This window comes from Paenibacillus sp. FSL R5-0527 (genome assembly GCF_038008055.1).
In the GTDB taxonomy this organism is placed as follows: domain Bacteria; phylum Bacillota; class Bacilli; order Paenibacillales; family Paenibacillaceae; genus Fontibacillus; species Fontibacillus macerans.
In genome coordinates this window covers 1,658,570-1,671,411 of sequence record NZ_JBBOYI010000001.1, presented here as the reverse complement: position 1 = coordinate 1,671,411, position 12,842 = coordinate 1,658,570, and the positions used below count along the sequence as shown (strand labels likewise).

Here is a 12,842-nt window from a genome sequence, read left to right as displayed (position 1 = left end):
AGATGCGGGAGGCGTCTGAAACAATCTATTGTTCTTCAATAATCTTGAATCCCCAGGGCTCCAGGGTCAGGGTCTCACCGGGACTTACCGGCGCGCCCGAGAGAAGTTCATTCCCCTCCCCGTGAGGGTAATTTAGCGATGCCGGCAAATCGGAATAGTTAAAATAGTAGCGGACGGTTTTGCCCATCCCGTTAATCCCGTGTTTGGTAATGAGGGGGAAACGGATGTCTTGATCGGCCCCCCATAAACCGGCCTCCTTCACGGCATGCTCCAGGATCTTGCCCATGATGGCTTCGCCGGTCATGCAGCCGATATAAACGGCCTGCCCTTGGCCGTACCGGTTTTGCGTCACCGCGGCGTATTTCCCCCAATGCGGATGGTCGTAATAGGCGAGCACCTCTACCTCCGCCTCCGTCGGCGTGAGCAGTTCCATCCACGTATGCACCTGGTTGTGCTCCGCCCCGACCCGGAACGGATCGTCTTTCAGCGATACGTTTCGGGGTTCAACGAACATGCTGTACGAAACGCCGCAAGCCTTCCCGATCACCCCCGGCTGGCGTTCGGTGCGGACTTTGACATTTTCGTCCGTAAATCCGCTCTTAAAAGTATAAACGATGTGCCCGCCGTCATACACGAACCGGTTAAGGCGTTCCAGCAGTTCATCGGAAGCCGTGTACAGCGCCGGCACCACAAGCAGATCATACCGCTCAAAGCTTGGGGTGGCGGGCGACACGAAGTCGCAGCCGACATTCATCCGGTACAGCTCATCATACATCATCCGGACGATATCGTTGTAGTTTTTGGCGCTGGTAAAATTAAACTTAAACCATTCCAACGCTGTCAACGACTCGTTGCTGACGAGGATGGCGACTTTGTTCTCCTTCTTCAGGTTCGCCAAATGCGGCGATAACCGGGCAAAATCGCGGCCGATCGTTTTGGCTTCCTCATAGACCGGATTAGGTTCGAAATCGTGGCTGAGCAGGCCTTTCCAGTACGTTTCGATGGAATTGTGGATCGAATGCCAATGCCAATAGGCGACCATATTGGCCCCGGAGGCCAGGTGGCTGAACGCCTGCAATCTCAGCTGCCCGGGATACGGTGTCCAATGGGTGAAAGCTTGCGCCTGCGTCTCGATCACCAAATAATTCGTTCCTTTGGTAGAGCGGGCCACATCTCCGCCGAAGGAAATTTCGCTGCCGGTAAGATCGTCCTGAGAGGGATGATAGATGTCCACCCCGGTGATGTCGAACGGGCGGGCGGCCGCAAAATGGTCGACGTCCGGCTGGATACCGTAGGAATGCCCCCGCCACTCAAAATCGAAGTTTTGCGTGACGAACTGATCCGGCCGCTTGTATTCGTTTACGATCGACACCTGCCAATTCAGAAAATCGGTGACCAGCTTCCGCTGGAACTTGGCAAACTCCGCGCCCAGGCTGCCGTTAATTGTCCCTACCACCGAGGGGAAGTCCTCCCAGCTGTTGATCCGGTTGCTCCAGTAATCCAGCCCAAACGCCCGATTCACCCGGTCCAGCGTTTTGAATTTCTCTCTGATGTATTTGACGAACAGCAGCTGGACGTTGGCGCCCGCCGTGTGGTAATGCTTCGTTTCGTTGTCGGTCTGGTAGCCGATGACCGCAGGGTGGCCGCTGACCCGGGAAATCAGTTGGCGGATGATCCGCTCCGCATAAAACAGGTACGCTGGATGGGTGATGTCCATAATTTGCCGGGCGCCGTATTTGCCGGGGCCTTTGGCCGTTGTCGCCAGTACGTCCGGGTGCTCCTTGACCATCCAGGTCGGCACGGCATACGTAGGCGTTCCGACGATGACATGAATCCCCGCCCGATGCATCGCGTCCAGCACCCGATCCACGGAGGTGAAATCGAACACCCCGTTTTGGGGCTCGTGCGTGCTCCACGTCGATTCGGCGATCCGCACCACGTTGATCCCGGCCTCTTTCATCATCCGGATATCTTCGTTCAGACGTTCGCAAGGCATATATTCGTCATAGTAAGCGACACCGTAAAGCAGCTTTTCCATAAGTTACCTCCCGAAAGTGATCACAAAATGATTACGCTTTCATCGTATTAAAAAAAGCTTCCCCCTTCATTGGACGAAATTAAGCTTTTGGGGTGGACGATTTTAAACCGCCGGGGGAAGGCGCCACAAAAACTCTGTTCAACGCCGCGAAGTTTTGGTATGCTTAACCTCATATCCATCCTCCCGCAGGATGCAAAACCGCTAGAAACAACATAGAGGAATCGCTTAAATATGAACAGCAAAAAGCGCACATACCCCAAAATCCGCCTGGCCGTCCTCTTTTCGCTGATCGTCGGGCTCGCCGTAATTATAACTACGTTTATTTCCGCGGCTTCATCCTATAAAGCCGAAAGAAGCATTTTATACAACCGGACGCTGGAAATGAACTATTCCACTTCGCTGCAGATGAGCCGCACCTTAGGCACTTTATTCAAATCGATGCGGCTGGGGCTGCATACCGTATCCATTCATCTCTTCGACGCGGACGAGGCCTCGCAATCCGCCGACATTCAAGCCAAACTGGATTTCTTCAAGAACAGCAACGACTATTTCAACTCGGTGTTTTGGGCGGACGCCAAAGGCGTCGTTCGCAGCATCGCTTCGCCGAACTATCATTTGGCCGGAACCAAGCTGGTGTCAACGCCGGCGCTGGAAGCCCTGGCAACCCGGAAATCAACGTTGTCGAAGCCTTATACCGGCACAAGCGGACGGCTCATCATCCTGATGACGGAACCCGTGTTCGATAGAAACGGCGTCTATCATGGGTTCATAGGCGGGACGATTTACCTGGAGGAAAACAACATCCTCGACAGTATTTTCAGCGAAAATCTGGCGGATAAGACGGGCTCTTATTATTATATCGTGGATTCCAGCGGCCAGCTGATCTTTCACCCCGACACCAGCCGGCGCGGCGAAAACGTTAGTGAAAACGCTGTAGTCCAAGCTGTAAAAAACGGTGAAAGCGGCCGAAAACCCGTGATCAACACGAAAAAAGTCTCTTTTTTGGCCGGGTACGCCACGGTCCCTGAGGTCGGTTGGGGCATTATCATGCAAACGCCGATCAGCATGGTGGAAAAACAACAAGAAGAGCAGGTTCGCAAAATGCTGCTGATCATGGCCCTTCCTTTCATCCTGATCATGGCGGCTACGATCTATATGGCGCATAAGGTCACCGAGCCGATCGTATGGCTTGCCCAGTTTGCGAGAAGTTCGGTCCGCAATGCCAAGAAACTGCCGCCGATCCGGACAAGCCATTGGATTTGGGAGGCCGACTTGTTGACGAAGACCGTGCTGAACTCCCTGAAGACGATGCAGGATCAAAATGAACGGCTTACCGACAGCACCCGCAAAGATCCGCTGACCGGCCTGCAAAACCGCAGGGCGCTGAATGAGGTATTGGCTTTATTCGATTTCGCCAAGCATTCTTTTTCGATGCTCATATTGGATATCGACCGGTTTAAGCAGATCAATGACACGTACGGTCATCAAACCGGGGATGAAGTGCTGAAATTTGTTTCGGATCTCGTTCAATCGGCCGTGCGGCAGAAAGATTTCTGCTTCCGCTTCGGAGGCGAAGAGTTTATCGTCATTCTTCCCGATACCCCGCTGGCCGTTGCCATTCAAACGGCGGAACGGATTCGCGGCCAACTGGAAGGCACGGTAAGCCCGGCCGGCCGGCCGGTCACCGTTTCCATAGGAGTCGCCGAGTTTCCCGTTCAATCGGATGATCTGGGCGAGTTGTTCCGCTTAGCCGATAAAGCGCTTTATCAAGCCAAGGGCGACGGGCGCAACCGGACCGTTGCGGCAGATGAGAGCTGGGCGGAAGAACGTGTCTCGATCAAGGACCGGTAGCGACCGCTCCTTTTTTTTGCGGATTTGTCACATCCGCGGGCCAGTGATACGTTGTATTAGGGGAAAGGGTGTGAGAATGTGGACGATGTCGATCTGTCGCAAACGATAACCGACATTCTGGAGGGTGACACCGAAAAGTTCGCGGAAATCATGCAAGTCTATCAAAAATCGATTTTCCTGTATTGCTACCATATGTTAGGCAACTATGCCGAAGCCGAGGACAGCGGTCAGGAAGTATTTTTAAAAGCCTACCGTTCATTGGGAAAATATAAACGCGAAGTTCCATTTGGGGCCTGGCTGTACAAAATCGCCTACAATCATTGCATCGATATGATCCGCAAGCGCAAGCTGGCCAAGTACCTCCCCTTCTTCTACCGGGATGACAAAGAGAACAAACCGGTGGACTTGCGGATCGAAGCCCATTATTTTGATGAAATTGTGCATCGGGCCCTGTCGAAGTTATCGGCGGAGGAACGGAACTTGCTGATTTTGCGGTGCGTTGATGAGAAGAGCTATGAGGAGATCAGCCAGATTCTCGGCCGCAGCAACGCCGCTCTCCGCAAGAAATACGGGCGGACGGCGGCGAAATTCCGCCAGTATTACGCTCAGGCGAAAGGAGTATGTGCTTATGATATCGGACAAGGATCAGGATCTGAAACAACTTTTTCGTGAAGCGCAGCTTCCCGAGGTGGACCTGACCCCCAAAGTGATGAGCAAGCTGCGCGCCGAAAAAACAACAAAGGCGCGATTGATCGGGAAACGTAAAGTAGGTTTGCTGGTCATGGCCGGAATGCTGCTGGCGGCCTCCACCGCTTTTGCGGCGTCAAACTACTACTATGCCTTGAAAAGTAAGCACGGGGACATTGTTTGGGAAGAAAAGATATTGGATAAGAGCAGCCCCGAATATAAAAAGCCTTCCATGGACGAGCAACGGCGTTCACTGAGCAGCGCCGGTTTATCCAACGATCTGCTGAAAGATGGGGAGGCTGCGATTTTTTACGTGCTTGAGAACAATCCGAATCATCAAATCGACATCGAATGGAAGCGGGTTCCCTTCCACGATTTGACCGAGCTTCGTTCCCGCATGGCGGGGCAGCCGGTAAAGCTGTTTGATCGTCTCGGAGGCGATTATAAATTCGCTCATGCCACGGTCTCCTTCTACCCGGCCCTTTATGAGAATCCGCTAACCGATAAAGAAGAGGCGGAGATCGCCGAAAAACTGCGGAAGCAAGCGGAAGAATCGGGCAAGGGCTATGCGATGATGCCGATTGAGGTCTCGAAAAATTACTGGATTATTATGAGCTCTTACCAAAGAAACGGTAAAACAGGCATTCTCGCAACGATTTCCAAAACCCCCGGAAAGCAGACGGTTATGCTGCCCGAAGAAGACAAGGACAATCCGCGCGAGACCCTTGAGGTTAAGGGTATAAAAATGCTGTATACCGAATTTGCAACCGGCCGGAATATTCAATGGGTCTATGATATCCCGGGCAGCAAGGAGGCCGTTCATTACATGATCGAAACCGGCTTGCAAATGAACAAAGACCAGTTGATTGAACTGGCCGAGTCTTATTTGGATTAAGCGATATAGCTCCCGCCCTGCCTGCCTGTTTGCGGAATCCGCAGGCAGGGCGGGGAAGATTGCTGCCATAAGAACATAAAATGCCGCTATTTCGGCAATACCCGCCATTTGAGAGAAATAGCGGCATATTACGTCTCTATTTTCCCTCGTCGTAAGGAAATGACTTCGTTCCGGACCATTCTTAGGAAAATAAGTACATAAAATGCCGCTAATGGGGATAAACCTGCTAGGTTTCGGATAATAAGCACATAAAGTACCGCTATGTTGAAGGCCGACGGTTCGACGGTTGATCAGCAGGTAAGTCAGTTGATTGGTCGTTGCAGCAGCCGGCTGTGTTAATCGCCGATTTATAGATTGAGCCCCTAAATACCCTCTATATCCCGCGCTTTTCTCTTTTAAACCCCACCCTTCGCGGCGGCCCCGTCCGGGACATCGATTCGTTGTTACCCGGTTCGAGATATGGATTCGTCCGGATGGCTCACAAAATCCCGTCCGTACACTTCCTCCTGAATTTGTTCAAGCGTCTTGCCGCGGGTTTCCGGGGCCATGACCACGCCGATCACCGCGGCGATGACCAGGAAGCCGATCATCACCATACCGGAAGCGGCAAAACCCATGGAAGTAAGCATGGACGGCACCACCAGCGAGATCAGGCCCACCGCTACCCGGGCGGTGCTGAACAGAAAGCCCTGGGCTTTGGCGCGGTATTTGGTGTGAAACAGCTCGCCCGCCCACAAGCCGTAGAAGGCTTGCGCTCCGAAGCCGGCGGCGACGCCCCACAGCACAACAAAGGCCAGCAGCTCGGCCATGCCCATGCCGCCGAAGGACAGGATCGCCCAGGCGGCAATCCCCATGAATGCGCCGATTCCGTACAGCACTTTCCGGTTGGCTTTATCGCCGAACTTGATGAAAACGAAATACGTCGAGGCTACGGTCAGAATCCAGAGAAAGGCCTGCAGCAAATTGGCCTGGGAGGAGGTGAGGCCGCCGACCCGCTGGTAAATGTAAGGCATAAAGTAGCCCATCACGCCCGCCACCAGGTTCCAGAAGCAGTAAATGCCCAAGAGCAGAACGATCGAGCGCAGATTGGCGCGGCTCTTGAACAGCTCGGCAACCGAACTTTTCGCCGCCTTGCCGCCTGCCAGCGCCTTAGCCTTGGCTTCCCTGGCTTTTTCCTCCTCCCAGATCTTGCTCTCGCTAATCTGCTGCTGCATGATCCAGGTGATCAGGGCGATGACGAACAACTGCCCGAAGATCAACCGGCTGCCCAGCAGGCCAAGCGGAGCCAGCGCCACGGACAGCAGCAGCGATATCGCCGGGCCGATGGACCAGGCGAGTTGCCCCCAGCCTACCCGGGCGGCCCGTTCGCCCGCCGGCGCCTCTTCGGAGATATACGTCCAGGCGGCCGGGATCGCCGCGCCTACCGCGATGCCGGTGATCACATAACCCGCCAGCAGCATCGGAAAATTAAACGAAAGGGCGACGAGCAGAACCCCCAGCATGTACACAAGCAGATCGTATTTGTAAATCAGCTTGCGGCCGTATTTGTCGACCAGAACTCCGCCGATGAGCGCGCCGATCGCCGACCCGAATCCGTTGGCGCTGAGGGCCCCGAGCAGGCCCAGCTTCACGTCGTCCAGCTTCAGGTATTCGACCCACAAGGTAAGGCCTCCGGCGCCGGCGACGATGGAACCGGCCTCCAGGTAATTCGACATGGCGACGGTGATGGTTGACTTGAGGCCGTTCTTCTTCGTTGCTTGAGCGGCAGCCATCACACCCGCCCCTTTCCGGATTCCGGCTCCAGGTGGAACACTTCCGTCAACTCGCGGGATTCCGGACTGTTGTCGGGATTGGTTCGCATAATGTCCTTCATGTAATCCCACCATTTGCGGCAAACTTCCGTCTCCGCGCTTTTGGCCCAGAGCGCTTCATCCTCGATTTCCAGGTAAGCAAACAAGGTATGGGTCGTTTCATCCAAAAAAATCGAATACGTGCGAACCCCGTGGCTTAGCAGCATCTCCTTCATCTCCGGCCACAGTTCGTCATGACGTCTCCGGTATTCCTCATGGCAGCCTGCAAAAACTTGCATGATCGAGGCTTTCCGTATCATGTTACAGCTCCTTCCCGATCCTCAAAATTTTCACGCCTTGTATGTTGGCGCTTACACCTTTCACTATATAAGCGGGGCGTTTTTGCCTGTAGGAGAGATTCTTCGGATCGGGTAGACATTCTTCGGAATATGATATAAAACTGCGGGACGCCAGACCGACAGCCATCCAAACATGCCCTGGACCACGCACCTAGCCGGTTCCTGCAGTCCCCCGGTACTCGGACGGGAGCTGACCGAAATGCTGCCTGAACAGCCGACTGAAATAGCGGACGTCCTGATATCCGACGGCCCGGCTGACGTCCCGCAGCTTTGCCGCAGGGTCGGCGAGCAGCCTTCGCGCTTGCTCCAGACGGGCGCGGGTCACGTATTCGAGCACCGTTTCTCCGGTTTGCAGCTTAAAATACTGGCAAAAATACGTAGGGTTCATATGGACCTGCTCGGCGATTTTTTTCACCGTAATCGGGCTTCCCAGGTTCCGGCCGATCCAGTCCTTGGCCGCTTCAACCGGCTTGACTACGGAGCCGGACCGCGCCTGCCTAAGCGTCGTCACGGCCCGCCTGATCATCCGCAGCGCCAGCACCTTCAGCTCCTGCAGGTTCACCGCTGCCCGCGCCTCCCGCAGCGCCTCTTCGGCCCCCGAATCCCCCACCGTCTCCCCGCACGTTTCAAACAGGGTGGACTGTATCAGAAGCAGCACATTTTCCGAAACTTTGCGGATTCGCGCCGGGGAGGAATACCCGCCGATATGCTCGAACAGCTGCCTGCACACCGCCTCCGCCTCGGCGGCATCGGCCTGCCCGACCGCCCGCTTCATCCGTTGCAGCAGTGAAGGGAGAAGGCCGCCCGGCTGTTCCCCGCCAGTCTCGCCGCCGCTGTGGTGGATGCGTCCGTACGGAAACACCCGGTTCCCCCCTTCCAGCAGGCGGTGCTGCATGGCGGAAAGCGCTTGCCGCTTCGCGTAAGGCAGCAAATACAAATCGCCCATCGGCTCCGCGGATGAGACCGATACGGTAAACGGCGTGTACGTTCTTACCGCTTCGCGGATTCGTCCGGCCGTCTCCAGGGCGGCTTCTTCCCATTCGCCGCCGTCGCTTGCCGCGTCCGGCCCCGGCCGGCACAGCAGCGCCCAGAAATCCGCGCCCGTCCCCCGCCACCACCAGCCGCTCATCCGGTGTTTTTCCGCCGCCGCGCCGACGATTTCACCGGTCATATTTTCCAACGCGTAAAAATAAGCCTGCCAATCTTGAGCGGTAAAGCTTCTCGCTTTGACCGGCAACGTGTCCATAGAAACATACAGCAGGATGTACTCTCCTTTCGGAAAAGAATCCACCCAGAACCCCAAGCGGGCCAGATCGCTTTCGTCCGCCGTGATCCGGGCGAGCGCCTGCGTCTGCTGCGTGAATTTGAGCATCGCCTCCTTTTGGCGCAGCGCGCTCCAATGGTAATTTTGCAGCCGCCGCTCCTCCACTTTTTGCTTGATCTCCGCGAGCACTGCCATTAGCTGCTCCCGGTCGAGCGGCTTTAGTAAATAATCGGCCGCGCCTTCCTTCAGCGCTGTGCGGACGTATTCGAAATCGTTATAACCGGTCAGCACGACGGCCAGAAACGAACGGACTTTGCCCGCTTCCCGGACCAGGGCGAGCCCGTCCATTTCCGGCATGCGGATGTCGGTGATCAGCAGATCGATTTCGGCATCCCGCGTTTGCAGGAAGTCCAGCGCCTCCCTGCCGTCCCCCAAAGCGGCCAGCACTTCCCACTCCTCGCCGCAGGAGGCGACCAGCCGCTTAAGCCCCCGGCAAATTCGCGGTTCATCGTCCACGATCAATACTTTGATAGACCTCATACCTGTCCCTCCTTTGACGATTCCTTCGGGTCTTCCGCGCTCGCCCGCTCGATCCCCGGAATGCGAATGATAATGGTGGTGCCCTCACCCACCACACTTTCCATTTGCAGACCGTACCTGCTTCCCAGCGTATATTGAATGCGTGCGTTTACATTTTTCAGGCCAAAGCCGGAATCCTTCCGCTCCATGGACACGCTCTGCAGCTCACGGTTCAGCGCCTCAAGCCGCTCGCTGCCGATTCCCGGGCCGTTGTCCCGGATGCGGAAGACGACTTGCCGCTCACCCGGGAGCGTGCCTGGTTCTTCAGCGATATGCAGCCCGATCTTTAGACTCCGGCGGCTCTCCATTCCGTATTTCACGGCATTTTCCACGATCGGCTGCAAAATAAACTTGGGCGTGTACCAAGCGGTGTTCACCTCTTCCGTAATCGTAAAATCCAGCCGCTCTTCAAAGCGGAAGGCCTGGATCGTCAAATAATCGCGGACGTGCTGCACTTCCTCGGCAATCGTAACCCATCTCGATTTGTTGGACACCGAGAACCGCAGCATGCGCCCGAGCAGGGTCACCATTTTTACGACCGTTTCCTGCTCCCCTTCTTCCGCGGCCATGCTGATGCTCTCCAGTGTGTTGTACATAAAATGAGGGTTGATCTGCGACTGCAGCGCGTACAGCTCCGCTTCTTTCTGGCTTAACTCGGTCTGCACGTTTTTCGCGATCAGCTCCCTGATCATCGACACCATGAAGGTAAAGCTCCGCGCCAGCATCCCCACCTCATCCCGGGATTGAATCCCCGGATCGACGTCAAACCGGCCTTTGCCGACCTCCTTCATCAGGCGGGCCAATTTCATGAGCGGCCTCGTCACCCGGTAGGAGAAAACGGTGTAGAGGACCAAGGTCACAAGCGCGAACCCGGCAAACAGCAAACCGACGATATTCCGGGTGATGTCGGCCTGCTTCGTCAGTTCTTTCAGCGGGATGCTGTACATCAGCCTCCAGCCGTATCCGGCGGAACGCGAGCTGCTCATAATCCAGGTTTTCCCGCCCGCCTGCTTGCGGAAGCTGCCGTTTTGCACCGGATATTCGCGGATTTCGGCGTCGTAGCCGCCGATCCGCGCGCGGTCGGTATGGTAGAAAATTTCGCCCTGCCCGTTCAGCAGCCAAAATTCCGCCTGCTGGTTCTGTTCGAAATTTTGCAGTATTCGATCAATAAACGACATTTGCACCGCGATAAACATCGTGCCGAGGCTGGTGCGATTGTCCACGTCGTCAATTTGCTTCGTGATCATGAGGTAAGGCTCGCCGCTGCTGAATTTTAGCCCGAAATCGCTGGACAGCAGCAGCTTCGCTCCGCCCCTTAGCTCCAAGTCCTGCCCGTAGGGAATCAGCAGGCCCTTGCTGTCCAGCCCCGTAAAATCGAGGCGGGAAGCGGAGAACAGCCGGTTTTTGGATAAAATGAACACCCCGAGAATTTCCGAATTGCTGCCTTCGAGAAACGTCTTGGACAGATAATTGTTCATTACATAGGTATCCGTATTGAGATCGGAATTGCTCTGGTAGGAATCTTTGCGCAAAATGCGTACAACGTCGGTTGAGCTGAACAACTGCTCGGGAAGCACGGCTAGCTTGCCGATATGCTGATCGATCGAGCCGTTGGCCTGATCAAGGAACTTCGGCATGTACTCGCCGATTTGCTGCACAATCGATTTTTCGTATTGCCGGTAAGAAATGACGCCGAGCAGCGAGATGGGAAGTACGGTGAGCGCCACATAGACGATCAGCAGCTTGGAGCTGAGCCGAAAATCCCGGAACCGCCGCCTTCCTCGCCTAAAAAACATATTCATCCACATTATCCTTGGTAAAATCGAGCGGCTCCCCCATAATCACTGAATCCCCCTTCACCCGAATCTCCCCGACATTGCGGACAACCTGGCCGTTGACGGGAGGTTGGCCGTCAAGCAGATTCACCGCCAGCACGATCGTCAAATACCCCAGCCGTTTCGGACTCCAAAGGGTGGCGTTTTTGACGGTCCCGTTCTTTAGATATTCCCGCATCAGATTCGGCGTGGACAATCCAACCGCGTGGATGCTTCCGGCCTGCCGCTTGTCTTCAAGCGCCTTGGCCGCCGCCGGCAGCGCGACGGAGGAGGTGCCGATGATTCCCGCCAAATCGGGATACTCCTCCATCAATCTGATCGCCTCCGTGTAGGCGAGCTGCGGATCGTCATTGGCCGCGGCGGTCTCGACCAGCTTCATGTCCGGATAATATTGCGCATTCTGCACCTTAATCCATTTCATCCACTCGTTCATGTTGGAGGCGGTGGAAGCCCCGGCCAAAACGGCGTATTGCCCCGTTTCATCCATTTGGATTGCAAGCGCATCCAACAAATGGCGCCCGAGCGTTTCCGGATCGACCATATTGACGAACAGCTCCCGCCCTTCCGGCTCGGTATCCGAATCCCAGGTGATTACCCGGATGCCGCTCTGCTTCGCTTCCCGCAGCACGGGCAGCAGCTTGGCCGAATCGTTGGCCGACACCGCGATCAGATCAACCTTGCGCGAAATCAGGCTTCGGATGACCCGGATTTGCTGCCCGGTGTCCGCCACCGGCGATCCTTCATACAGCAGGTTCGCTCCCAGATCGGCGGCCGCCTCGCGCGCCCCGTCCTCCACCAGATTGAAATAAGAATTTTCCGTGGCTTTCGGTACCATGCCGATCGTGTAAGTTTCCTGGGCAACCGGGGCCGCTTGGCTCTGGGTCTCCTTCTCGTTGGAATATATGACGTCGTATTTGACGGCCGCATCCCCGTTTCGGCAGCCGCTGATGACGACAGCAAGCAGCAGCAGCGCTGCAAACTGCAGCCCGGTGGACCTCGGCCTTGCAATTCTCGGCCTTGCAAACCGTTGTCCTGCAAACCGCAGCCCGGCAAGCCGCAGCATTGCAAACCTCAGCATTACAAACCTCTGTCCTGCAAACCTCAGTCCTGCAAATCTCAGTCCTACAAACCTCTGTCCTGCAAACCTCTGTCCTGCAAACCTCTGTCCTGCAAACCTCTGTCCTGCAAACCTCTGTCCTACAAACCTCTGTCCTGCAAACCTCTGTCCTGCAAACCTCTGTCCTACAAACCTCTGTCCTGCAAACCGTTGTACTTTAAGTCGTTGTCCTGTAAGCCATTGTCCTATCATCCGCGTTCCTATAAGACACATTCTTAACATCCACATTTCTATAAGCCGCATTCCTATACCCCAGCGGCGCAAGGTTCTTCCCCCTTCCTAATTGCACAATATGATTTAGCGATTCAATCGTATCCCCATGTTTTTTTGTTGTCAACGCAATATCGGACTTTCAAATGTTGTTTTGTGTTGTTTCTTGTTGATTCCATTGTCCGCTTCGAAAAGGCAAAGGTATAATATGGTTTGA

10 protein-coding genes are annotated in these 12,842 nt (G+C 55.3%); 4 read left to right on the top strand and 6 right to left on the bottom strand.

Features of this window, described 5'->3' with window-relative positions; translation table 11 throughout:
- Positions 1 to 25: 25 nt before the first annotated feature.
- On the bottom strand, positions 26 to 2,038 hold the full coding sequence (locus NYE69_RS07460) for a beta-galactosidase (protein WP_340925568.1): 2,013 nt from the start codon (positions 2,036 to 2,038) through the stop codon (positions 26 to 28).
- 231 nt (positions 2,039 to 2,269) lie between these two features.
- Here NYE69_RS07460 and NYE69_RS07455 point away from each other — a divergent pair, with 231 nt between their 5' ends.
- The 3 genes from NYE69_RS07455 to NYE69_RS07445 all read left to right on the top strand — a co-directional run bounded on the left by NYE69_RS07455 (position 2,270) and on the right by NYE69_RS07445 (position 5,471).
- The gene (locus NYE69_RS07455) at positions 2,270 to 3,889 is read left to right on the top strand and encodes a sensor domain-containing diguanylate cyclase (RefSeq protein ID WP_340925566.1); all 1,620 of its coding nucleotides are present in this window, start codon (positions 2,270 to 2,272) and stop codon (positions 3,887 to 3,889) included.
- 78 nt (positions 3,890 to 3,967) lie between these two features.
- Positions 3,968 to 4,561: an RNA polymerase sigma factor gene (locus tag NYE69_RS07450; RefSeq protein WP_340925563.1), complete on the top strand. Its 594-nt coding sequence runs from the start codon at positions 3,968 to 3,970 to the stop codon at positions 4,559 to 4,561.
- Positions 4,518 to 5,471, top strand: coding sequence for a DUF4367 domain-containing protein (locus tag NYE69_RS07445; RefSeq protein ID WP_340925561.1), 954 nt, complete (start codon positions 4,518 to 4,520; stop codon positions 5,469 to 5,471). Before NYE69_RS07450 ends, NYE69_RS07445 begins: the two co-directional genes overlap by 44 nt.
- 443 nt (positions 5,472 to 5,914) lie before the next feature.
- Here NYE69_RS07445 and NYE69_RS07440 read toward each other — a convergent pair whose 3' ends face one another.
- The 5 genes from NYE69_RS07440 to NYE69_RS07420 form a co-directional block, all read right to left on the bottom strand.
- The gene (locus tag NYE69_RS07440) at positions 5,915 to 7,243 is read right to left on the bottom strand and encodes an MFS transporter (protein WP_340925559.1); all 1,329 of its coding nucleotides are present in this window, start codon (positions 7,241 to 7,243) and stop codon (positions 5,915 to 5,917) included.
- Positions 7,243 to 7,581 (bottom strand): L-rhamnose mutarotase, encoded by a 339-nt coding sequence (gene rhaM / locus NYE69_RS07435; RefSeq protein WP_155621346.1) that lies wholly within the window; start codon positions 7,579 to 7,581, stop codon positions 7,243 to 7,245. Before rhaM ends, NYE69_RS07440 begins: the two co-directional genes overlap by 1 nt.
- Before the next feature lie 190 nt (positions 7,582 to 7,771).
- Positions 7,772 to 9,424 carry a helix-turn-helix domain-containing protein gene (locus tag NYE69_RS07430; RefSeq protein WP_340925555.1) on the bottom strand — a complete coding sequence of 551 codons (1,653 nt, stop codon included), beginning with the start codon at positions 9,422 to 9,424 and terminating at the stop codon, positions 7,772 to 7,774.
- The gene (locus tag NYE69_RS07425; protein WP_340925552.1) at positions 9,421 to 11,265 is read right to left on the bottom strand and encodes a sensor histidine kinase; all 1,845 of its coding nucleotides are present in this window, start codon (positions 11,263 to 11,265) and stop codon (positions 9,421 to 9,423) included. Before NYE69_RS07425 ends, NYE69_RS07430 begins: the two co-directional genes overlap by 4 nt.
- On the bottom strand, positions 11,249 to 12,376 hold the full coding sequence (locus NYE69_RS07420) for an autoinducer 2 ABC transporter substrate-binding protein (RefSeq protein ID WP_340925550.1): 1,128 nt from the start codon (positions 12,374 to 12,376) through the stop codon (positions 11,249 to 11,251). Before NYE69_RS07420 ends, NYE69_RS07425 begins: the two co-directional genes overlap by 17 nt.
- On the opposite strand from NYE69_RS07420, the gene NYE69_RS33650 reads away from it, so the two are divergent.
- Complete coding sequence (locus NYE69_RS33650) at positions 12,288 to 12,698, top strand: Cys-every-fifth RiPP peptide CefA (RefSeq protein WP_445744756.1); 411 nt, start codon at positions 12,288 to 12,290, stop codon at positions 12,696 to 12,698. The two genes, NYE69_RS07420 and NYE69_RS33650, sit on opposite strands and share 89 nt — an antisense overlap.
- Positions 12,699 to 12,842 lie beyond the last annotated feature (144 nt).

Excerpts from the sequence above, each read along its gene's own strand:
- NYE69_RS07440 (WP_340925559.1), bottom strand. The coding sequence starts at position 7,243 with ATGGCTGCCGCTCAAGCAACGAAGAAGAACGGCCTCAAGTCAACCATC.
- NYE69_RS07420 (WP_340925550.1), bottom strand. The coding sequence starts at position 12,376 with ATGCTGAGGTTTGCAATGCTGCGGCTTGCCGGGCTGCGGTTTGCAGGA.
- NYE69_RS07425 (WP_340925552.1), bottom strand. The coding sequence starts at position 11,265 with ATGAATATGTTTTTTAGGCGAGGAAGGCGGCGGTTCCGGGATTTTCGG.
- NYE69_RS07445 (WP_340925561.1), top strand. The coding sequence starts at position 4,518 with ATGATATCGGACAAGGATCAGGATCTGAAACAACTTTTTCGTGAAGCG.
- NYE69_RS07455 (WP_340925566.1), top strand. The coding sequence starts at position 2,270 with ATGAACAGCAAAAAGCGCACATACCCCAAAATCCGCCTGGCCGTCCTC.
- NYE69_RS07430 (WP_340925555.1), bottom strand. The coding sequence starts at position 9,424 with ATGAGGTCTATCAAAGTATTGATCGTGGACGATGAACCGCGAATTTGC.
- rhaM (WP_155621346.1), bottom strand. The coding sequence starts at position 7,581 with ATGATACGGAAAGCCTCGATCATGCAAGTTTTTGCAGGCTGCCATGAG.
- NYE69_RS07460 (WP_340925568.1), bottom strand. The coding sequence starts at position 2,038 with ATGGAAAAGCTGCTTTACGGTGTCGCTTACTATGACGAATATATGCCT.